Source organism: Metabacillus kandeliae, assembly GCF_021166585.1.
Taxonomy (GTDB): Bacteria; Bacillota; Bacilli; order Bacillales; family Bacillaceae; genus Metabacillus_B; species Metabacillus_B kandeliae.
In genome coordinates, this window is record NZ_JAJOZE010000012.1 from 67,199 (window position 1) to 88,765 (window position 21,567).

23 protein-coding genes and 2 riboswitches are annotated in these 21,567 nt (G+C 43.1%); of the genes, 7 read left to right on the forward strand and 16 right to left on the reverse strand.

What is annotated here, in order from left to right:
• Window positions 1-69: 69 nt before the first annotated feature.
• From LRR81_RS18135 to LRR81_RS18155, 5 genes are all read right to left on the reverse strand, one after another.
• Entirely contained in the window at window positions 70-606 is a 537-nt protein-coding gene (locus LRR81_RS18135) for a 1,2-dihydroxy-3-keto-5-methylthiopentene dioxygenase (RefSeq protein ID WP_231790812.1), read from the reverse strand.
• Window positions 607-645: 39 nt separating this feature from the next.
• Window positions 646-1,278, reverse strand: a complete 633-nt coding sequence (locus LRR81_RS18140) for a methylthioribulose 1-phosphate dehydratase (protein WP_231790813.1) — start codon at window positions 1,276-1,278, stop codon at window positions 646-648.
• Window positions 1,275-1,958 carry a 2-hydroxy-3-keto-5-methylthiopentenyl-1-phosphate phosphatase gene (locus LRR81_RS18145; RefSeq protein WP_231790814.1) on the reverse strand — a complete coding sequence of 228 codons (684 nt, stop codon included), beginning with the start codon at window positions 1,956-1,958 and terminating at the stop codon, window positions 1,275-1,277. The genes LRR81_RS18140 and LRR81_RS18145 overlap by 4 nt, the downstream gene beginning before the upstream one ends.
• Window positions 1,928-3,166, reverse strand: coding sequence for a 2,3-diketo-5-methylthiopentyl-1-phosphate enolase (gene mtnW / locus LRR81_RS18150; RefSeq protein ID WP_231790815.1), 1,239 nt, complete (start codon window positions 3,164-3,166; stop codon window positions 1,928-1,930). The genes LRR81_RS18145 and mtnW overlap by 31 nt, the downstream gene beginning before the upstream one ends.
• A gap of 114 nt (window positions 3,167-3,280) precedes the next feature.
• Window positions 3,281-3,384, reverse strand: a riboswitch (SAM riboswitch).
• 250 nt (window positions 3,385-3,634) lie between these two features.
• Window positions 3,635-4,810 (reverse strand): pyridoxal phosphate-dependent aminotransferase, encoded by a 1,176-nt coding sequence (locus LRR81_RS18155; protein ID WP_231790816.1) that lies wholly within the window; start codon window positions 4,808-4,810, stop codon window positions 3,635-3,637.
• Window positions 4,811-4,845: 35 nt separating this feature from the next.
• Between LRR81_RS18155 and LRR81_RS18160 the strand changes: the two genes are divergently transcribed.
• From LRR81_RS18160 to mtnA, 3 genes are all read left to right on the forward strand, one after another.
• The gene (locus tag LRR81_RS18160) at window positions 4,846-5,709 is read left to right on the forward strand and encodes a carbon-nitrogen family hydrolase (RefSeq protein ID WP_331716357.1); all 864 of its coding nucleotides are present in this window, start codon (window positions 4,846-4,848) and stop codon (window positions 5,707-5,709) included.
• 110 nt (window positions 5,710-5,819) lie between these two features.
• A riboswitch (SAM riboswitch) is annotated at window positions 5,820-5,986 on the forward strand.
• A gap of 89 nt (window positions 5,987-6,075) precedes the next feature.
• On the forward strand, window positions 6,076-7,275 hold the full coding sequence (mtnK, locus tag LRR81_RS18165) for an S-methyl-5-thioribose kinase (protein ID WP_231790817.1): 1,200 nt from the start codon (window positions 6,076-6,078) through the stop codon (window positions 7,273-7,275).
• Between the two features lie 23 nt (window positions 7,276-7,298).
• On the forward strand, window positions 7,299-8,345 hold the full coding sequence (mtnA, locus tag LRR81_RS18170; RefSeq protein ID WP_231790818.1) for an S-methyl-5-thioribose-1-phosphate isomerase: 1,047 nt from the start codon (window positions 7,299-7,301) through the stop codon (window positions 8,343-8,345).
• A gap of 30 nt (window positions 8,346-8,375) precedes the next feature.
• Here mtnA and LRR81_RS21310 read toward each other — a convergent pair whose 3' ends face one another.
• The 5 genes from LRR81_RS21310 to LRR81_RS18190 all read right to left on the reverse strand — a co-directional run bounded on the left by LRR81_RS21310 (window position 8,376) and on the right by LRR81_RS18190 (window position 13,016).
• Window positions 8,376-8,510, reverse strand: a complete 135-nt coding sequence (locus tag LRR81_RS21310; RefSeq protein WP_269448728.1) for a hypothetical protein — start codon at window positions 8,508-8,510, stop codon at window positions 8,376-8,378.
• 204 nt (window positions 8,511-8,714) lie between these two features.
• Complete coding sequence (locus tag LRR81_RS18175) at window positions 8,715-8,921, reverse strand: hypothetical protein (RefSeq protein WP_231790819.1); 207 nt, start codon at window positions 8,919-8,921, stop codon at window positions 8,715-8,717.
• Between the two features lie 56 nt (window positions 8,922-8,977).
• Window positions 8,978-9,766: a type II toxin-antitoxin system SpoIISA family toxin gene (locus LRR81_RS18180; protein ID WP_231790820.1), complete on the reverse strand. Its 789-nt coding sequence runs from the start codon at window positions 9,764-9,766 to the stop codon at window positions 8,978-8,980.
• A gap of 25 nt (window positions 9,767-9,791) precedes the next feature.
• Window positions 9,792-10,400, reverse strand: a complete 609-nt coding sequence (locus LRR81_RS18185) for a DedA family protein (protein WP_231790821.1) — start codon at window positions 10,398-10,400, stop codon at window positions 9,792-9,794.
• A gap of 405 nt (window positions 10,401-10,805) precedes the next feature.
• Window positions 10,806-13,016 (reverse strand): PAS domain S-box protein, encoded by a 2,211-nt coding sequence (locus tag LRR81_RS18190; RefSeq protein WP_231790822.1) that lies wholly within the window; start codon window positions 13,014-13,016, stop codon window positions 10,806-10,808.
• 412 nt (window positions 13,017-13,428) lie between these two features.
• Here LRR81_RS18190 and LRR81_RS18195 point away from each other — a divergent pair, with 412 nt between their 5' ends.
• Window positions 13,429-14,430: an acyltransferase family protein gene (locus LRR81_RS18195; protein ID WP_231790823.1), complete on the forward strand. Its 1,002-nt coding sequence runs from the start codon at window positions 13,429-13,431 to the stop codon at window positions 14,428-14,430.
• Window positions 14,431-14,564: 134 nt separating this feature from the next.
• Complete coding sequence (locus tag LRR81_RS18200; protein WP_231790824.1) at window positions 14,565-16,331, forward strand: B12-binding domain-containing radical SAM protein; 1,767 nt, start codon at window positions 14,565-14,567, stop codon at window positions 16,329-16,331.
• A gap of 18 nt (window positions 16,332-16,349) precedes the next feature.
• Here LRR81_RS18200 and LRR81_RS18205 read toward each other — a convergent pair whose 3' ends face one another.
• From LRR81_RS18205 to LRR81_RS18215, 3 genes are all read right to left on the reverse strand, one after another.
• Window positions 16,350-16,523, reverse strand: a complete 174-nt coding sequence (locus LRR81_RS18205; protein ID WP_408631622.1) for a hypothetical protein — start codon at window positions 16,521-16,523, stop codon at window positions 16,350-16,352.
• A gap of 14 nt (window positions 16,524-16,537) precedes the next feature.
• Window positions 16,538-16,690 carry a hypothetical protein gene (locus LRR81_RS18210; protein ID WP_231790825.1) on the reverse strand — a complete coding sequence of 51 codons (153 nt, stop codon included), beginning with the start codon at window positions 16,688-16,690 and terminating at the stop codon, window positions 16,538-16,540.
• Window positions 16,691-16,776: 86 nt separating this feature from the next.
• A complete protein-coding gene (locus LRR81_RS18215; protein WP_231790826.1) occupies window positions 16,777-16,917 on the reverse strand; it encodes a hypothetical protein in 141 nt (46 codons plus the stop codon).
• Between the two features lie 158 nt (window positions 16,918-17,075).
• Between LRR81_RS18215 and LRR81_RS18220 the strand changes: the two genes are divergently transcribed.
• Complete coding sequence (locus LRR81_RS18220) at window positions 17,076-17,747, forward strand: DUF1836 domain-containing protein (RefSeq protein ID WP_231790827.1); 672 nt, start codon at window positions 17,076-17,078, stop codon at window positions 17,745-17,747.
• A 180-nt stretch (window positions 17,748-17,927) separates the two neighbouring features.
• Window positions 17,928-18,116, forward strand: coding sequence for an alpha/beta-type small acid-soluble spore protein (locus LRR81_RS18225; protein WP_231790828.1), 189 nt, complete (start codon window positions 17,928-17,930; stop codon window positions 18,114-18,116).
• 84 nt (window positions 18,117-18,200) lie between these two features.
• Here LRR81_RS18225 and LRR81_RS18230 read toward each other — a convergent pair whose 3' ends face one another.
• The 3 genes from LRR81_RS18230 to LRR81_RS18240 all read right to left on the reverse strand — a co-directional run bounded on the left by LRR81_RS18230 (window position 18,201) and on the right by LRR81_RS18240 (window position 21,407).
• Entirely contained in the window at window positions 18,201-19,382 is a 1,182-nt protein-coding gene (locus LRR81_RS18230; protein ID WP_231790829.1) for an anti-sigma factor domain-containing protein, read from the reverse strand.
• A gap of 2 nt (window positions 19,383-19,384) precedes the next feature.
• The gene (gene sigI / locus LRR81_RS18235) at window positions 19,385-20,134 is read right to left on the reverse strand and encodes an RNA polymerase sigma factor SigI (RefSeq protein ID WP_231790830.1); all 750 of its coding nucleotides are present in this window, start codon (window positions 20,132-20,134) and stop codon (window positions 19,385-19,387) included.
• Window positions 20,135-20,633: 499 nt separating this feature from the next.
• On the reverse strand, window positions 20,634-21,407 hold the full coding sequence (locus tag LRR81_RS18240; protein ID WP_231790831.1) for a TerC family protein: 774 nt from the start codon (window positions 21,405-21,407) through the stop codon (window positions 20,634-20,636).
• Window positions 21,408-21,567: the final 160 nt, after the last annotated feature.

The window sequence follows — 21,567 nt, forward strand, 5'->3', positions numbered from 1 at the left end:
GCTAACCAAATTGAGCCCAAAAATAATAGAAAAAGCAGCCCGATCTAGCCGGCCTGCTTTCTTTAATGCTTATTTTGCTGCTGCGCTATCCTTTTCATAAATCGGCACCCAGCCTTCTGTTGTGACAAAGATTCTGACTGCCACCACTTTCCGGTCTTCCATAAGGGTGAAGTAATGACGAATATTTTCCGGAACTGAGATCAGATCTCCCGGCTCCAGCTCAACATCAAAGAATCGTCCGTCTTTTCCCTGAATAACAAACACACCATGGCCGCTGACAATAAATCTGACTTCATCATCTGTATGGTGGTGCTCCTGCTGAAAATTGCTGAGCAGCTGTTCTATGTTCGGGGTGCTTTCAGAGAGGGAGATTACATCCTGCGCTTTATAGCCTCTCCGTGAGGAAATGTCAGCGATTTCGTCTTTGAAGACGGAAAGAATTTCTTCTTTTTCTTCCTCACTCAGCGAGTATTTTTCTTTCAGCCTGTCAGGCAGCTTAGATGAATCCCATCTTTCATAAATGACTCCCTGGCTTTCCAGAAATGCTGCTGTTTCTTCTTGGCTGCTGATTCTTTCATTATTATCTTTGTATAGAATTTCCGCCATTTTCTTTCCTCCTGTTTTATCCATAATGTCTTTCTGTCTTCATTTAAGCATAAGAGTCTGCCCTTTAAGCGCGAGCAGCTTCAAGTGATAGGAAAATAAAAATTCGTGTGCTTCCAAAAATTTTTTCGCATCAAATGCCGTTTTGCCCCAAACGGTGATGCCGTGATTGCGTATCAAAACGGCTCCCTGATCCTCCTGCACGTACTCGGAAAAAGCTTGAGCTAGAAGCGGAATATCGCCATGGTTTTCAATGATCGGGATGCAAACCTCCGCATTTTCGTCCCATTTACCAAGTGCTTTAATGATTTCCTGTCCTTTGAAGACAACTTTCCCTTCCTCTCCGTACAGCTCTGAAATCACATTATTGTCTACAGTGTGAACATGCAGGCTGCAGCCCGCATTTGTCCTCTTGTAAATTTCCACGTGCAAAAGAGTTTCAGCAGAAGGTTTCAGTCCTGCATTGTCTGCCGGTCTTCCCTTTGCGTCAACGAGCAAAAAGTCTTCCGCTGTTTCCTTCCGCTTGTCTTTGCCGCTCGCAGTAACCAGGAAAGTTAACGGGCTGTCATCCACTTTTATCGCAAGATTCCCGCTTGTACCTGGAAACCAGTCTCTTTCAGCAAGCTCTCTTTTCACATCTGCCAGCTCCTGCTGACGCTTTTCCCTCAGTGTCATGCCAGAACCCTCCTTTTTTCAAGTATTTGGATGACATCATGAAAATCGGCAAATGCCTCATGTCTGAGCGAAAGCTTTTGGCATTCATCCAGAAGATAGTCTCGCGCGATGACAAAGTCAGCCTGCTTGGCTGCTTCAAGGTCAGTTACAGAATCACCGATGACGGTTACCGTGTCACCTTCTTCCTTCAGCTTTCGAATGATGGAAGGCTTGCAGCATCCGCAATCGTTTATACAGGAACTGTCGCAAGAATGAGGCCATAAAATTTCAATAGAATGATTTTCAAAGCTTGCCGAGTTGCAGTAAACCGGAACATCTTCTATCAGCCCATCAAGCATCGGGAGGACAAAGAAATCTATTCCCCCGCTGACAATATACAGCTCATAGCCTGCAGTCTCCGCATACTCAACAAATTCCTTGAAGCCATTCCGAATGCTGGCTGTCTTCTGAACAAAATGAATGATGCTGTCTTTTTCATCTGAAGAAAGCAGGGCAAACATTTTCCCTACTCCTTCTTTTACTGAAATTTCCCTGCTGAGCACAGCATTTTTTATCGCTTCCCAGCCTTTGGGGCTATAATGCTTCATGATTTCTATGATGTTGTCATTTTCTGTAATGGTGCCGTCAAAGTCGCAAAAAAGAAGGTTTCTCAATCTGCCGTTACCTCCCGTGCTCCCCATAAATCAATGGCAATCCGAAGATTTCGGTTTTCGCCAGCTTTTTCAAAAAGCTTTCCTTCCAGCACTCCATCGATTGCTGCTCTGAATGCATCAGCACCGCCTGCAGCCCCGTTCGGATGGCCATGAACTCCTCCCCCCGCATTGATGATGGAATCATTGCCGAAATCATGCATCAGCTGAGGGACAAGTCCAGGATGAATACCCGCTGAAGGCACAGGGAAAATCCGTGCAACAGGGCGCTGAATCGTGCACTCTTCTGCAATGGACAGCGCTGAGTGCCGTTCCAATGCCACACTTCCGTACGGAGAAGGAAATAGAGAAAAATCAGCCCCTGCATAGCGGACAAGCTTTCCAAGCAGCAGAGAATGAGAAAATCCATAATAAGAGGATGATGTCATAGCACCGCTCACAGCCGGATGAGCCATAATCGGTATTTGAACACTTTCATCTTCAGCAAGTGATTGAAGAACATCAAGCCCATAGGCAAAAACATTCAGCAAAAGAGCTGAAGCACCAAGGTCTGCTGCTTTTCTTGCTTTGTCCCGAAGATCCGCTGTTCTGCCTGTCAGATTGACGGCATACAGCTTTTGTATCCCCGTCTCTTCATACACTTGCCTAATGACCTTTTTCCCTGTTAATATTCTTTGTTCAAAAGGGGTCTCGGGGTTATCAAACAGAATTTCATCATCTTTTACTAAATCAACGCCGCCGAGAAGCTGATCCCGAAGCTGCTGTTCCAGATACCCAATGTCCCTTCCGATAATGCCTTTAAAAATGCTCATTAACAGCGGCCTGTCATAAACACCAAGCTGCTTTCGGATTCCATCAATTCCAAATTTGGCTCCTTTGAAATTCCCGATAGATTCAGGTGGAAAATCGAGATCCAGAAGCTTAATTTTTCCGTCGAGCGACAGCTTGCCAAACACTGTTGTGAGTATCGCTGGAAGATCCTGGCTGAAATTCAGCGATGGGTAGGCAATTTTAATGATCGCCCTTCCTATCTTCTGCTCCAAGCCGGACTTTTCATGCAAGTCTTCAAGGGGGGTTACTTCCACTACTCTTCCCTTATGCTTTTGCAGCTGTTCTTTCTCAAGCTGCGGCAAATCCGTCCAGGAGCCAATGGTAAGTCCAAGTGCTATTCCTTCTGCTTTTTTATGAAAATCCTTTTTCTCGTCATGCACTAAATAAGTGGCAAACCATTCACTCATTTTATAAAACCTGCCTTTTACTGCTATTTTAAAACCGCTTTTTTCTGAAACTTCCAAAACGCAAAAATCCCCATCTTCACGCTGGAAGATGGGGATGAATTCAATCCGTTCCTCTTCCTATCTCCCAGCGTCTGCTGCAAGAATTAGCACCGTGCTTACTGTGTAAGTCGGTTGCCGGGCTTCATAGGGCCAGTCCCTCCACCTGCTCTTGATAAGAATTCTTTATGAAATTTTAGTCTGGCTTTGCCTTTTGCTTAACAGGCGCTTGCGCTTTTCTTCATTGTCTAGCTCCAGCCGCTAGCCCCTCGAGTCGCTTCGAAAAATCCCAAAAAGTCAAACCCGGACTTTTCGGGATTTTCCTCCAGCGCTTGTCGGGGCTGAACGAGCGGCTTCCGCTTTTCTCAATTGGATTATGACAAGAAACTCGTTTTCTGTCAATCCTATTTTCTTAATATTTTGATAGACGGATTATTTGAACAGCTTTAGCTTAGCGATTCTTCCGGCTGCTTCCTGAATCCGCTTTTCTTCCGTGAGAAGCCCAATCCGGACGTATCCTTCCCCGTACCGGCCAAATCCGTTTCCTGCTGCCACAGCTACATGGGCGTGTTCAAGTAGATAGTCAGAAAAATCTTCTGAGGTAAAGCCTTCAGGGACCGGGAGCCAGGCAAAAAAGGAACCAGGCGGCGCTTGAAACTTCCAGCCGATCGCTGAAAAGGAATTGATAAATGCCTGCCTTCTGCCTTCATACATTTGCAAAAGCTCTTTTACGCAATCCTGTTGCCCTGTAAGAGCAGCAGCAGCAGCGGTTTGAACGGCTCCAAAAAGGCTGACATAAAGATGATCCTGAAACAAATTAATCGCTTCAATGACAGATGGATTTCCCGCAGCAAATCCCACTCTCCATCCAGCCATATTGAATGTTTTGGAGAGGGTGTAGATTTCAATGCCGCATTCCTTTGCTCCTTCTGCCTGAAGAAAACTTACCGGTTTCTTCCCTTCATAACCGATTGCTCCGTATGCAAAATCGTGGATGACGCACATGCCGTTTTTCCCGGCAAGCTCTACCGTTTTATTGAAAAAATCCAATGATGCAACGGCTCCTGTCGGGTTGTTTGGATAGTTTAAAAACATTAATTTCGCTTTTTTCAAAGCTTCCTGATCTATTTGAGCATAATCAGGCAAATAACCGTTTTCCTCAAGGAGCGGCATAAATTCCATGCTTCCGCCGGCCATTTCAACACCTGACCAGTAATCAGGGTAGCCTGGATCGGGAACAAGTGCCGTATCCCCTGGGTTCATCAAGCATTGGGGGATTTCGACCAGACCCGCTTTTCCTCCAAACAAGATCGCAATTTCCTTTTCAGGATCCAGTTTAACGCCGTATTCCCTTTCATAGAACATGGCTGCCGCTTCTTTCAGTTCATCCTTGCCCCTGAACGGAGAATATTTATGGTTGCTTGGATTTTCTGCCGCCTCTTTCAGTACATCAACTATATGCTTTGGCGTGGGCTTGTCAGGGTTTCCCTGACCTAAATTAATGACGTCATGGCCTTCAGCTATTTTTCTTCCCACCTTTTTTACAAGCCCTGCGAAAAACTGGGCAGGCAAACGGGAAAGCAGCTCTGACTGCTGAAAAGATTTCATATTAAGCACCTTCTCAAAAAATTCTTGAAATTCTAATCACAAATCTTATAGTGTTATTAAGGCGCTGTAAAGAAAAAAATGTTATTGGAGGAATTCTTACCTTGATGAATCCCATTGCAGCTTGCATTCAGATGGATATAAAATTTGGAGATCCCGAATATAATTTCAGCCATGCGGAGGAAAAGATTGCTGAGGCCTGTGAAAAGGGGGAAAAGCCTGATTTTCTTCTGCTTCCCGAATTATGGACGACCGGGTATGACCTGGCACGTTTGGATGAAACTGCTGATCAGGAAGGAATTCAAGCACAGGCGTTTATCAGCAGGCTTTCGCAACAATATGGAGTAAACATTATAGCAGGATCCATCGCTAAAAAGAGCCAAGACGGCATTACAAACACTCTTTATGCTGTGAATGCGGCCGGAGAAACAGTGCACGAATATTCCAAGCTCCACCTGTTCCGCCTTATGGATGAGCATCATTATCTCACTGGGGGAAATGAAAACGGGCTCTTTGAAATAGACGGCCTGAAGTCCGCCGGTCTCATCTGCTATGACATCCGTTTTCCCGAATGGGTGAGATACCACGCGCTTAATGGGGCAGAAGTTCTTTTTGTTGCAGCGGAATGGCCTGAGCCGAGGCTTGATCACTGGAGAACGCTTCTTCTCGCAAGGGCAATTGAAAATCAGTGCTTTGTTGTTGCGTGCAACAGATCTGGAAACGATCCGAAAAACGCTTTTGCCGGCCATTCCATGATTATCGATCCTTGGGGGAAAGTGCTTGCTGAAGGAGACAGCAAAGAAGGCATCGTTCAGGCGGAGCTGGATCTTTCTAAAGTCAGCGAGGCCAGAAATAGAATCCCTGTTTTTGAGGACAGACTGCCTGAATACTACGAAAAATAATTTTTTTCAGAAAAGGTTGACAACGTATTTGGCAGCTAGTAACATTCTCCTCAAGCGAGTTTTTATTGCACGGAACAGAACGCGTGCTTTACTAATTGCATATGTTTGATCTCTTATCGAGAGTTGGCAGAGGGAATTGGCCCGATGACACCAACAGCAACCGACCGTAATCCCATTGTGAAATGGGGCGCTCTAAAGGCGCCGGAGATATTCTCCGCAGGGCACGGTGCTACTTCCATCCGAATGGGTTTTTTTAAGCTTATTGGAGAGATAAGAGGCATGGAGTCCGACTCTTCAAGCCTCTTTCTCAATGAAAGGGGCTTTTTATTTTGCGCCCCGATAAATGACTGAACGGAGGGCTGCCGCATGGCACTTGTCAAATCATCTGTGTACGAACCGCTGACGGAAAGAACCGCGATTTCCCTTGCCCAGAGACTGAGGCTTTTCGGGGACAGCGCATCACTTGTTTGCAAAGACATCGGTGATGGCAATTTAAACCTTGTTTTTCACATAACTGATCGTGATAACGGCAAAGGGATTATTATTAAACAGGCTCTTCCTTTTGCAAAAGTTATTGGAGAAAGCTGGCCTCTTTCATTGGACAGAGCCAGAATTGAAAGCACCGCCTTATTAAAGCAGGCTGAATATGTCAATGAATTGGTGCCGGCTGTTTATTTTGCAGACCAGACTTACGCCGTCACCATTATGGAAGACCTTTCCTATTTAACCATCGCAAGAAGAGGACTGATCGAAGGAAATGAATATCCCCTTTTAGCTGATCATATCGGGAAATTTATGGCTAAAACTCTGTTTTACACCTCTGATTTTGCCCTTGATCCGCAAAAGAAAAAACTGCTGGTCCAGCAGTTTACAAACCCTGATCTCTGCCATATTACAGAGGATCTAGTCTTCACAGATCCGTTCTTTGACCATGATACAAATGATTTCGAAGAAGAGCTTCTGGAAGATGTAAAATCCCTGTGGGAAGACACGTTTGTAAAGCTTGAAGCAGCCAAGCTGAAAAAGAAGTTTCTCACAGAGGCTGATGCGCTTGTCCACGGTGACCTTCACACAGGCAGCATTTTCGTATCACAAACAGAAACGAAGGTGATTGATCCTGAGTTTGCTTTTTTCGGTCCGCTGGGGTTTGATCCTGGTCAGTTTATTGCCAACCTTCTGCTGAATGCGCTTGGAAAAGATCCTGAAAAAAGAAAATATAATTTTGAATGCATTGAAAGAACATGGGAAGTTTTTGCGGAAGAATTTTCAAAAGCATGGAAAATAGACAGCTTTGAAAAATATTCGCAGATTGACGGGTATCTTGAGCATGTTCTGGAAGATCTATTTGAAGATGCAGCAGGCTTTGCTGGCTGCGAGGTCATCCGGAGAACCATCGGCCTTGCCCATGTTGCAGACCTTGACGAACTGCCTCATGACTTAAAAATACAGCGCAAAAAAATCGCCCTGCAGCTTGGGAAAATCCTGATCACCCAGCGAAAAGAGATAAAAAATCCCGCTCAATTTCAGCAGATCTTAACCGTTTTAGATGAATCATCTTCCTGCTAAAGGGAAATAAAGGAGGGCCATTCTTGGCTACAGTTCAAACAGCTATTCCGCGTTCCGTCATATGGGAGGAAAACAGCCTTTCCCTTCTGGATCAGCAAAAGCTTCCGCATATAACAGAATACTTGAAGATAACGAGCATGAAAGAGGTTTACGACGCGATTAAAACCCTGAAGGTCCGCGGCGCTCCTGCCATCGGCATCGCTGCGGCCTACGGTCTCGTGCTTGCTGCTTTTTCTTATGAAAACAGCCCGATCGATGAATTTTTAAAATCATTGAAAAGAGACGCTGATTACCTGGCTGGCGCGAGACCTACTGCTGTCAATCTCTCATGGGCGCTTAACAGGCTTGTGGAAAAAGCAGGCAGCGCCCAAACGGCCAATGAAGCAAAAACGGATTTGCTGCATGAAGCGATCTGTATTCAGCTCGAGGATGAAGAAGTATGCAGAACAATTGGAGAATATGGGCTGTCACTTTTTAAAAACGGCGACAAAATCATGACCATCTGCAATGCAGGCTCTATTGCGGCTGCGAAATACGGTACAGCACTTGCTCCCTTTTATCTGGCTAAGGAAAAAAATATCAGCCTTGAGGTCTATGCCTGTGAAACACGCCCTGTCCTGCAGGGTGCAAGGCTTACGGCATGGGAGCTGATGCAGGCCGGGGCAGATGTAACGCTGATTACCGATAATATGGCTGCCCATACGATCAAATCAAAGGGAATAACAGCGATCATTGCAGGGGCCGACAGGATTGCCAGAAACGGTGATGCGGCCAATAAAATAGGCACCTACAACCTCGCTTTGCTGGCGAAAGCCTTCAGCATACCGTTTTATATTGCTGCCCCTCTTTCTACTTTTGATTTTTCAATTTCTGACGGCTCCCTTATCCCAATTGAAGAAAGAGATCCGGAAGAAATTACAACTTTTGGAGGCGTTCGGATTGCTCCAGAAGGGGTAAAAGTATACAATCCTGCATTCGACGTTACCCCGAACGAGCTGATTACAGGGATTATTACGGAAAAAGGCATCCTTTCGGGAGATTTAACAGAAGCGATTGCAGAATTAGCTTGAATTAAATAAAGCAAGGACTTGCCTCGGAATTTATCCATTTGGCAGGTCCTTTTTAGGGGGAAGCTGCTCTAGCAGCTTCTTATTTTCTTTTGAAACGGCAAAGCCCATTGTTTTAACGGTCAGCTGTTTCTTGGGGTTTTCTGCTTTTCTTCGCAATGAGGCCATCCGCCATCCCCGCTTCTAAGATGTGTTTGTTTTCAGTTTATCCAGAGAGCTTTCGAATCATGCCTGCCTAAATTAAGCTTTATAAATTTGGCTCTTGATTCCGCTGCAGGCATCCGCTTTCCGCGGGCAGTGCTGGAGTCTCCCGTCTGACGCACCAATTAACAGGTGTTCAAAATAAAAAAAACAGCCATAGCTGGCTGCTTTTTAGTGGCCGCTGACAATCTCCAGCGCCTTTTTGTTCATTTTGCTTATATTTTTAAAAAACTCCGATTCTGGAACGGATAAGGACGGCTTAATTGGTTTTGCTTCCTTCAGCATTACACCTGGCCGCTGCTTTCCTTGTGCAGCAGGACGGGCTTTTAGCGGAAATCTGCGGTTTCTTCCAAACGAAGATCTGCTGCTGTCTGCCATTATGCCTCCTCCTTTTTTAAGAGAGTGCTATAAGTATAATATACCATATTTTTCTTCTATAAACACATATACCATTCGAATACAAAAACCATGTTTAAAATGTTGAGAGCATCTATACCGTTGACCGGAACATCGTCACTCTTAACGGAAATCAGCATGTTATATGCACCATAAAAGGCAATAACGAACAGTTCTTCATCTTTCACAGGCAGGCTTTGGCCGTCCATCATTTCCTGTATCATCGCATTTCTTATTCCTGCTTCAATTGATAAATTATGCCTCATTTCAAGCATGCTGAAAGCTCCGCTTATATTCTCCCGCAAGCTTTCCTCTGATGAAGCATCATCAAAGAAGAAAAAGGCTGCTTTAAAGCCGAACGCATTCAAATATTGCTCCAGATATACAGTGAGCTCTGCTGCATAGCTGTCTTGATCTGAAGCAGGCGTTTTAGCTGAAAAATACCCTTCTGACTCTTGCAGAATCTGAGAATAGCAAATGGACTTTTTTCCAATATAGCCAAGGGTTTCTTCATTCTTTTCTATCGTTTTTCTAATGGTGTCATCCTGCTGAAATTCGGCATTCCAAATTTTCAGGATGTTCGGTGTCTGGTAAATCGACAAGTCGATAAATACAACAAAGACAGCCAGTACTGCGAGCTGCTCCCAGTTTTGGACATCCAATTCACCTGAAAGAAAACCAGCACAAACACTTAATAGAAACAAGGCATAGAGAGTTTTTCTCAGCCTGCCTGCAGCAGCCGCAAACCGTATGCTTGAGATCCAGTAAAAAACGACAGTAAAAAGCAAATACAAAATAAGCAGTCCGAAAAAAACGGAATAAACCAAACCGTAATCCCCCGTCCCCTATAGCTTAATGGCTTTTCTTCCGTTTAGTATACCAGATGAAAACAGCGACGAGGATAAAAGCAAGAATAACATACACAACTTTTGAGTAAACGCCAATTGCATTAACAATTGTGCTCCATGAGTCTCCAAGTGCGGCTCCAAGGGAAATCAGCAGCGTATTCCAAATCAATGTTCCGATGGTCGAGAACAATAGAAAAACCTTTAAGTTCATGCCGGACATACCGGCTGGGATCGAGATCAGGCTTCGGACAAGCGGAATCATCCTGCAAAAAAGAACAGTCCAGGGCCCGTATTTATCAAACCATTTGTCTGCGCGGTGGATGTCTTTCTTTTTTATCCTCAGAATATGGCCGTACTTGTCCACTATTTTTTCGAGCCTTTCCACGCTGAGAACGCGGCCAATCCAATAAAGAATGACTGCCCCGGCAATAGAGCCTGCTGTGGAAGCGATGATGACCCCTATAAGAGAAAGGTTGGAGTTCGTTGTCATAAAGCCGCCAAACGGAAGAATAACTTCAGATGGAATCGGCGGAAATATATTTTCAAGTGCGATGATCAGGAAAATGCCCGCGTATCCGTATTGCTCCATAAAGTGTGTAATAAATTCATTCATTGTTTTTCTTCCCTCCAGCATACTGCCCCTATTATTCGCCCGCATATCCTTTCTACCATACCCAAAAGAATGATCTGCTTACACTCTATTTACGCTAGAAAGGACAAACTGTTTCATTTAAGTTATATGAGCGAATAGGAGAAGCAATGAACAGAACGGAAATATTCCTCATCTCTGATTCATCAGTTTTTCCTTTAAAGCCTGCTTCTGTTCTTCCGTTAAAATATGCAATTTTTCAAAAAGGCACGCGTAGCTGTAAATTTTTTGACTGCTGTTACTCTTCATTGTTATCCCTCCAATAAGTTTCCTAAGGTGAAATCTTTTTCTTATAGTAAAATTATATGGCTGTATGCTCAAAAGGTGACAAGCGGGATAAAATTTGACTTCCTAAGGGGTAAATAGTAATTAGTCAGCTGTCTGCACGATCGGGAGCGTGATATAAAAGACCGTGCCCTTGCCTGCTTTGCTTTTCACATCCACTTTACCTTTGTGCTCCTCAATAATTTTAAAGCTGACCATCAGCCCAAGGCCCGTGCCCCGCTCTTTTGTCGTATAAAAAGGTTCTCCAAGGCGTTTAATTTTATCTTTTGGGATGCCCGTCCCTTCATCTGCTATCATGATTAAAAGCTGATTCCGGCTTTTTCTGGACAGCGTAATGGTGACGTTTCCTCCATTAGGCATGACTTCAATCGCATTTTTTACTATATTAATGAACACCTGCTTCAGCTGGTTTGGTTCACAATAAATAGAGGGAAGATCTTTATCAGCATGAAGATGCATCTGAACGTTATTTAATATAGACTGTGCACCTAACAGGTCAAGAGTATGCTGCATAATTTTCAGCACGCTGTTTTGTTCATAATGCACGGCTTGCGGCTTGGCCAGGACAAGAAATTCAGTAATAATGGTCTCGATTCTCGAAAGCTCTGAAGTAATAACGTTAAAATACATAGAAAAATCCTCTTGCACACTTGCCTCCAGAAGCTGAATAAATCCCTTCAGCGCTGTCATCGGATTCCTGATTTCATGTGCAATGCCTGCAGCAAGTTCACCGACAACACTGAGTGTGTCAGATTTTCTTAATCTTTCTTCAAGTGCCTTTCTTTCTGTTACATCTTTGAAAACAGCCAGATGCATGTTTTCATTAATATTCCTTTTCACGGAGTATTCGAGAATTTTTTCTGTTTCGTCTTTCAGTTTTAATACCGTTTCTCTTGAAAATTCATCCTTGCCTGCAGCAGTTTTTCTACGCTGTTTGGACTCTAAAGACTGGTCAGGGCTTAACAGGTCAAATAAGCTGACGGTTTCCCTGCTGTCCTCCATCTGGAGAATGGAAATGGCCATCGGGTTGGCTTCAAGAATCCGGCACTGGCTGTCAAACAGAATAATCCCGTCAAGACCCCCGTTGAACACCTTTCTGAATTTCTGTTCGCTTTCTCTAAGTTCCTTTTCCATCCGCTTGCGGTCGCTCACATTTCTTAAAATGGTGAGATGATGGCCTTCCATCACGTTCATTTTCGAGGTGAATTCCAGCTCCTTTTGCTGATTGTTTCCCATGATAAATAAAAGTTCTTCTCTAATGGCGCCGTTTTTCATATATTCTTTTTTAGCCGGAAAAAATCGCGGATCTTCACTGTCAATAAAATCCATCACATTGCAGGTTAACAGCTCGTCCATCGGCAGCTCAAATGTCCTTGATGCCGCATGGTTTGCTTTTTGGATCCTGCCTGAAGGTTCCCAAATAATAATGGCATCAATGGCATTTTCAAAAATCTCCCTGAATCTTTCTTCACTTTTAAAAAGCTTTCTCTCCATCGTCCTTTTTTCCGTAATGTCCCGCAGGATTGCCATAAAATAACCATTGACCATATTGGCCGCCGTTGTATGCTCCAATATCCGCTTTTGCCCGTGCTTCAGCTGAATTTCCAGTTCTCCCTTTGCTTTCCCGTTTTTCAGAAGCATGTCAAATAAGCTTTTCATGTTCCAATTCTTTTCTGCTATAAAATCGTCTAAGGCATACTCCTGCAAATCTTTTCTTTGGATTTCCAAAAGGTTGCAGAAAGAAGAATTGGCATCAACAAATCTTCCGTTTCCATCAAATATGACAATGCCGTCAGCTGCGCGCTGAAATAAATCTTTAAACAGCTTTTCATTCATTGACTTTTCTCTCTCTAAAAGCTTTTTAGAGGAAACATCTTTTATCATCAGCAGACGGCTTTTCCCTGTAAAATGCTTCTCAAAGGAAAACTCTGCGAATTTTAACTTGCCCGAACTAAGCTTCAGCACTGTTTCTTTCGTGCAGGGTATGCTGTCAGCCATTTGTTCAATAAGCATTTTGCAGTCATCCTGAAAAACAACAAATTCCATAAAGCTGCGGTGTTCCAATTCCTCAGCAGAATATTCCAGCACCTTGCAGGCTGCTTGATTGACTCCAATTATTTCAAGAGATTCATCCAGTACAAAAAGGGCTTCCATTGATTCATCAAGAATTTTGCTGCAGCATGCCAGTTTTCCGGCAAGCAGGTGATTATCCCTTGCCAGCAGCCGATTTTCTTCTTTCAGCCTTTCAACTTCCTCTGTCAGCTTTTCCTCAGTTACTTCCAAGATTCGGCTCATATGTGCATTCCCCCCTTCCGCTCTATCCAGCGAATACCATTTATTTCTACAAGGGACCCTATACTCCTCCAAAATCTCCTGAATTACACGGAGCCCGGAGTCAAAATGTTTCTTCCCATTTCGACATATTTTTATTTTATTTTTAGGTTCTATTAAATTTGGCTGCTGGTTTCCGTTTCAGGCGTCCGCTTTCCGCGGAGCGGACTGAGCCAGGAGTCTCCCGCCTGGAACGTACAGGCGCTTAAAGATCAACATTCTCTTTTAACATAGCCTATTTTTAGAGCTTGCCTGATTGTTACAAAAAAATTAAGACCACTTAACAATTAAGGGAGGAGGCCTTTCTCTCTTTCATTGATGCGTTATAATGACGGATAGAATTCCCTTGATTTTTTCCTGAAAGCGGGGTATTTTCGTGAAAGAAAGAGATGCTTATTTTGATAATGCAAAATTTCTATTAATCCTGCTTGTCGTTTTCGGTCATCTTGTCCGCTCTTTTATTGAGGACAGCCCCGAACTGATGCAGGTTTACAAACTGATTTACACCTTTCACATGCCGGCATTTATTTTAATCTCCGGTTATTTTTCCAAAGGTTTTCATAAAAAAGGCTATTTGTTGAAAATGGCCAAGAAATTGCTGCTGCCTTATGCGATCTTCCAGATCATGTACTCTGTTTATTTTTATCTCATTAAACCAGACGGCACCATGGACTGGAACCTGCTTGATCCAAATTGGTCGCTATGGTTTCTGCTGAGTCTTTTTTATTGGAATGCTATGCTGTTTTTGTTTTCCAAATCAGGCTGGAAAATAGCCATTCCAGTTGCCGCAGCAATAGGGGCAGCTTCAGGATGCGCAGATTTTCTTTCCAATTATTTGAGTTTGTCCCGCACGCTTGTATACTTTCCTGTATTTTTGCTTGGCTATTTCATGAAAAGAGAGCATTTTGCACTTTTGGCATCACCTGTCAGGAGGATGCTTTCCATCATCGTGCTTTTCGGAACGTGGGCAGCATTTCATTTAATCTCGTTTGATTTTGAATGGCTGCACGGCTCTAAGCCATACGGGGACTTCGGCGCGGCAGGATGGGAAGGCATTGCAATCAGATTATGTTTGTACGGCTTAACCCTTCTTTGCATGCTCAGCTTCCTTGCACTTGTTCCATCGGGAGAGACCATTTTCACAAAATGGGGAGGAAGAACGCTTTATGTCTATCTTCTTCATGGTTTTATCATTAACGGCATCCGCTACAGCCATTTTAGTGACTGGCTCAAAAGCCATACTGCTCAATTGTTCCTATGTATTGTTCTGGCGTCGTTCTTTACATGCATCCTGTCAACCAATGCTGTCAGGATCCTGGCGCAGCCGCTCATTGAGCTGAGAGCATCACAGCTTCGGAGAGTTTTGGGTTTTCTATAGAGGCAGTATGCAGAGAGGGGTTCCCCTCTCTTTTTTTTGGCGAAAATATGATAGAATGGATAGGTCTTTTTAGTTAGCTGTTTTTCGTTTTTTTTTAACTTAATCAGCAATAAATCAGAAAAAGTGGTGTTGAAATGAAAGTTATTGCAAGTACACTGAATGCTAAATACATTCACACCAGCTTATCCATCAGGTACTTAAAGGCCTATGCGGCCCCTGAGTATGATGTAGAGCTTGCCGAATATACAATTAAAGATCCTTCTATGAATATTGTGACAGACTTGTATGCGAAAAAGCCCGATGTGATCGGGTTCAGCTGCTATATATGGAATATAGAAGAAACGATTAAAGTCATTAAAATGCTGAAAAAAATTAATCCTTCTCTAGTTATTGTTTTAGGCGGTCCTGAGGTGACCTATGATGCCCTTTATTGGATGGACCGTATTCCAGAGGCAGATTTTATCGTTATTGGAGAGGGAGAACAAACTTTCAAGCTGCTGCTGAATTCTCTTGAAAGAAAAGAATCCAAAGCAGCCATCAGCGGCATTGTTTATAGAGAGGACGGCAAGGTGAAGGTCAAACCTGGTTCCGGCAAGATTGATCTGAAAGAACTGCCAACACCGTTTCGCTTTCAGGAAGATCTAGAAGGGCTTGCAAAAAGAGTGACCTATGTTGAGACAAGCCGCGGATGCCCTTTCAGCTGCCAGTTCTGCCTTTCTTCTATAGAAGTGGGAGTCCGTTATTTTGACAGAGAGAAAATCAAGGATGATATCCGCTATCTAATGAAAAACGGCGCCAAAACAATTAAATTTGTTGACAGAACATTTAACATCAGCCGAAGCTATGCGCTTGAAATGTTTCAGTTCTTAATTGATGAGCATTTGCCCGGCACAGTATTTCAGTTTGAAATCACGGCTGACATTATGCGCCCTGAGGTCATCCAATTTTTGAATGATCATGCCCCTAAAGGGCTCTTCCGCTTTGAAATCGGCGTTCAATCAACAAATGATGAAACAAATGAGCTTGTTAAAAGAAAGCAAAACTTCAGCAAGCTGACCAGAACGGTTACAATGGTAAAAGAAGGCGGGAAAATTGATCAGCATCTTGATTTAATTGCCGGTCTTCCTGAAGAGGATTATGACTCCTTTAAAAAGACCTTTAATGACGTTTTCGCCCTAGGTCCTGAAGAGCTTCAGCTTGGATTTTTGAAAATGCTGAGAGGTACTGGCCTCAGGCTGAATGCAGCACAGCATGATTACGTTTATATGGATCACTCGCCATATGAAATCCTGAAAAATAATGTTCTCTCCTTTGATGAAATCATCCGCATCAAGCAGGTGGAGGATGTACTCGAAAAGTACTGGAATGACCATCGAATGGATTCAACTGTCAGCTATCTTGTCAATCATGTCTTTGATTCCCCTTTTGATTTCTTCCAGGAATTCGGCACATATTGGGACAAGCAGGGCTGGAGCAGAATCGGACATCAGCTTGAAGACCTGTTCAAGCGGCTCAGGCAGTTTGTTGAAGCGTACTTCCCTGAAAGGGTACAGCTTTCTGAAGGATTGATGCGCTATGACTACTTAATCCACCACAAATTCAAACCAAGAAAACCGCTTTGGAACGAGTCCCTCCAGAAAGAAGAAAAAGATGCAATCTATAAAAGCCTTTTGGAGCACCCGGAAATGGCTGGCACAGATTTTGCCAGAATCGGACTGACCGAAAAAGATTTATACAAGCATACGGTCCTTGAAAGCATGCCATTTGACCTTGAAACCTTTTTCAAAACAGGGCAGATCCTGATGGAAAAATCTTACCTGCTTGTTCATTACGATCCAGTACAGACAAAAGCAGCGCCATTCTTCATCAGTTCTAAAACCAGTACAGAAAAAGCTATGTAAAAAAGTGAGGGATTTCCCTCACTTTTTCTTTTGTTTATCTTCCTTTTTCTGCTTTAAGGACTGCAGCAATTCAATCGTTTTTGCTGCATTAACGTCACCATTCTCGCTTCCAAATTCCTCTTTCAGCAAGCCAATGTCTGCAGGTTTTTTATGATTTTGCATGGTGCGGCTTTTTTCCGTCTTTTTCGTCACAATTATTCCTCCGTTCAGCGGCCCTGTTTGCCGTGCTTTGAATTTCTGTTTGCCGCCCGATGAAGATCTTCCTTGTTAAATCCTGCTGCAAATTCTGCATCAGGAAGACTTTCCTTTGGGGTGAAATTGTTTTTAATTGCCTGGTTTTTTGAGGCTTTGCGTTTCATTCGAAATCCCCCTGCTGTCTTAATAGCGGGCATACCCGCATGTATATTTTTTAACAGCTGGCTGAATCTATAACAGGAAGTTGATGTTATTTTGACTGCTCGTGCTTATAAGCAATCAAAACAATCTCCTCGCCTGTTTTCTCCCGGAGTGATTCCTCTGCCTGCACTAATCTGCTGAGATCATCCTGACTCAAATTCGCTACCGGAAACAGCTCACGCTCCTCCATCCCAAACACCTCCCTTTTTCAGTATTATGCCCCGGCAAAACGGCTTCATGAAAAATGAAAAATGATATAATGAAAAAAGTGCAAGACGCTTGACCAGCTCTGACAAGAGCTGCAGCTAAAGAACTAAAAACAAGAGGTAACCTAAGAGGTGACGCATCATGCAAAATGCCTTTTCACGAAAAGAAATCGGCGAGCTGTTCCTTTCCATGAAAGGTGAAGGCAAAAAGTACCTAAAAGAATTAATTCAACAGGCAGAACTCGATGAATTGCCTGATATTTTAGTCCGTATAGTGGATGGACAGCAGCCATATGGATTTTCCTCAAACGAAATTGTCGAGCTTGCCAACCTTTGCGATTGCGGTACACTCTCTTCCGCCTCAATCCAAAACTGGATCAAACGCGATATTAAAGAACTGATCGGCCCGCCTGAACACGGAAAGAAATATTCCGTGGATCAGGCAGCCATTCTCCTTTTAGTATGGGATTTAAAATCACTTTATGACTTTTCTGCCATTCGCTCCCTGCTCACATACTTATTCAACACGATCTCAGACCGAAGTGATGATGTGATCGGCCCGGCGCTATTTTACGCCCTTTGCGGATATGTACTGGACAAAATTAGCGGAGCTCCTATTCAAAGCTTTGATGAAAAAGAATTCCGCCTCGCCATTGAGCAGGCTAAAACAGCTTTCACCCTTGCAGACTTCATTTGGGAACATATAGAAGATGTGCTGATTTTGGTGCTGCTTGCTGTTTCAGCATCAAGGCTTCATCAGCAGTCAGCTGCTATATTGGAACGGCATCTTAGAAGGATGGAATGCGGAGAGTGAGCCTGTGGCTGCTGTCTGTCATAATTTATTCCACTTAATGCGCCAGCCCGCCATCTCCCTATTCTTGATCTTGCTGGTAAAAAGAAACAAAGAATGAGCGCATAAATCAGACAGGACATCAAAAAATAAGTTACAGCAGATGAATACTCTGCTGATCTTATTGAAGAGGAGATGAAAAAAATGGCCAGAAGAAATAAATTGCTCGTTCCAGGTGCTGAGCAGGCGCTTGCAACATTCAAATATGAAGTGGCTCAGGAGTTTGGCGTTACTTTAGGTTCTGATACGACTGCACGTTCAAACGGATCTGTCGGTGGAGAAATGACGAAGCGCCTCATTGCCCAGGCACAATCACAATCTAAACCCCAATAACTGAATAACATGGAAAAATCGCCGCTGCTTCTGCACGGCGATTGTTTTTTTCTATAATTCATTAAGTATGAGTGCTGAATTCTTTTATTTTTGTTTAAAATGTGTTTTTTCAGACTTTTTCTTCTGCTTTTCTTCGTTTTTTCTTTCATAATGCAGCACATGCTTTTTTGTATTCTCATTTTTATGAGCGGCGTTCTGCTTATGCTCGCTGCGGTGTTTGGCAAGGTTTTCTTTCCCCCGAAACGAGTCATCATGACCGTTTTTTTGCCCAGGCACTTTCTTCTGATGTGGGAAAGCTGGATTTTCTTTTCTTTTATTTGGCTCTGGATGTCCCTTTTTTTCTTTAAAGTCATGCTTTTGTTTTGCAGAGTCGGAAGGCTTTTGGATGTGTTCCTTCTGCAGTCTCCGCTTTGTCTGCTGCAGCTTGCTTTTCGTGCTTGCGATAGCAGCATGAAATTCTTTTCTGTCAGCGGGGCGCGATGTTTCTACTGGGGCAGGAGCTTTTACAGAAACCTGCTCTATTTTTTTAGGGGGAGATGCTGTTTTTTTTGCAGAACCATCCGATGCGGCGCCTTTTGATTTCCCGCTTGGCGGCTGCAGGTGAAGTTCGAGGTATTTTCCTGTGGATATACCCTCTTCTTTTGCCTTTTCCCTTGTTTTTAGATCAGTTTGAACAATTTTGACTGGCAGATCTTCTTTTTTGTAGGCCCCTTTTAAGGAGTTGACTCTCTTAAGCAGGCTTTTTCCATATTCCTCATCTTCACTGTTCAGAACAGTAGCAATCAAAAGATGCTTGCCCTGTTTAATGTAGCCCATTTCCTTGCTTTTAAACACAATGGTATTTACTGCGTTTTTCAAGGTTTCATGCTTGATATCCGGCATTTCTTTTATCAGCTTTGATCCATCTGCATTGATGGGCTCTATCTTGATCACCTGCATTTTGCTGTTCATAGCAAGCTCAAAGCTTGGATTAATGTCAACTGTCATATAGGCATAAACCTTTTCATTGTTCATGAATGGCAGACAGGCAAAAACTAAAACAATGAGCGCAATAGCTGAAATTGCCCCATATCTGACAAAGTGAATTTTACGTTCGCCAAAAAATATGCCTGCACGGTCTTTTCTATCCGCTTCAGAAGGAAGGAAAGTTATTTCCTCACCAACGCTGCAGTTTTTTCTTAGGCTTTTCGCCGTCATAAATTGACCATCCGGTGTAAGCAAAGTAACGCATCCATCCTTCTGATGAATAACGACCCCTTTTTTCATGCTTATAGCACCCCTTTTATGTAATCTTTTAAGTAGAGATAGTCCCCTGTTAAAATGATCACCATGGCAATAATGTATTTCCGGTTCCGTTCGACGGTTTTACGGCTCACTGAAACAAGCTTTTCGAGCTGTTTGACAGGAAGCTGCTTTTTCTGAAACAGAATCTTCCGCAAATCATCATGTGCAACAAGTGTTTGAGCAACCTGTAGCGCATTTTGCCTGGCATCTGCATGTTTTGGAGAATTTTTGACAAGATCGGGAAGACTGAGATGGAATTCCTCCAATACCCTTTTAAAATGGAGGATTTCTTCTTGCCGCTGTTCTTGCTCTATTTGTCTCTGAAATTCATCTATGGACAGATCAGCTTCTATCTTGCTTTGAGAAGCTTCTCCCTCTTCGTGCTCCTGCATATCCATGTTGACTGTTTGTGCATTTCTGGCTTCTTTTCGTATGTAATCAATCACTTTCCGTTTTATAATCAATTCTGCAAAAGCCAGAAGTGAATTCCCTTTTTCCGGAGAGTATTTTTCTATCGCATCATTAAATGCTATTAAGCCAATGCTGAATTCATCATCTGTTTCATCTATATATCGTTTACAGACGGATGAAACTGTTTTTGCAACGAAGGGCTTATATTGATTGATCAGCTGATTTTGCAAAGCCTGATCGCCTTGCTGTATTTTTAAAACTGTCTCTTCCAAAGAGCCTTTCTTTTTACCGAACCTAAACAAAAGGCCTGCCACAAGTTTCACCTCTGTTTCTCCCATTTCATACTTCGTTTATCATAGCTAATTTAGATGGGGAGCGCAAAGGAAGAAAATGTGAAACCATTTGACCATAAAGCTGAACAGACGCGGAAATACCGCCGCTGTAGAGGAAAGATGGATAATATATATTGGTTATTCCCAAATATATTATTTTCATTACAGTTCAAAAGGTGCCTTTTATAGTTCCGGCAGAAGCCGTTTTATTCCAAAGTCGATATTTCACACCCTTTTTTCCGCATTTGAAAACACTTTCAAGCATATATTAAACCTTTAGACCTAATCCTTATTTTTTGCCCCTTTCTCATCCTTTATCACTATCATTAAGAAGATACGCCATTACCCTGAAAATTAAGGGGTTGTATTCAAAAATCTTTTTACTTATTATTTGAATAGGCTAAATTACACAAAAGAGATGCAGCCTACAAAAGTACTAGTACCCACTATTTAAAAAAGCACACCGGGAGCCGGTGTGCTTTTTTGCTTATTAAGCTTCGTATGAAGATTTTTCAGGGTTTTTTTCTTTAGAAAGGAACCATCCGCCAACTGCAATGCCGGCGAGAACTGCCCAGAATGTAATTTTCCAGGTGCTTGATTCGACAAAATGATGGGAAATCCAGTCCACGTCAGGGTGTGCCAGTGTATAAAGGGCAAGCTTCACACCGACCCAGCCAACAATGACAAAAGCAGTTGTCTCAAGAGCTGGCCTTTTCTTCAGCAAAGCAACAAACGCGCTTGCTGCAAATCTCATAATGACAACACCAATCAGTCCGCCCGCAAAGATGACGGCAAATTGACCGCCGTCAAGGCCTCCAATTGAAGGCAGCGGTGTTTTTGGAAGTGTTACAGCAAGGGCTACGGCTGCAAGTATACTGTCTACCGCGAAGGCAATATCGGCTATTTCTACTTTCAGCACAGTCATCCAAAAACCAGAACCTTTTTTAGAGGCTTCTGCTTCTTCCTCTTCCTTTTTGAAAATATACCGCTTCAGGATATGATTAACAGCGATAAATAAGAGATAGAGTGCACCAACGGCTTGAAGCTGCCATACGTTGACAAGAAGGGAAATGGCGAAAAGCGCACCAAATCTAAATACAAAGGCTCCTGCCAGTCCATAAAACAAAGCTTTTTTGCGCTGATCATCCGGCAAATGTTTGACCATAACCGCCATAACAAGGGCATTATCTGCTGCTAGAATCCCTTCTAAAACAATTAAGACAAGCAGCACCCATCCATACTCCATAAAAATTGAAAAATCCATTTTCTCCTCCTAATCTGTCTCTCTGCTCCTGATTAGGCTAAAGAAAATGGAAAAAGACCTTCGCCAAACAGGCAAAGGTCTTGCTGAACATGTTGAAAGAAACATGTCAATAAAGCCGGCGGCATCAAAGGCCCACGTAATGACGACTTTATTTTCAGGT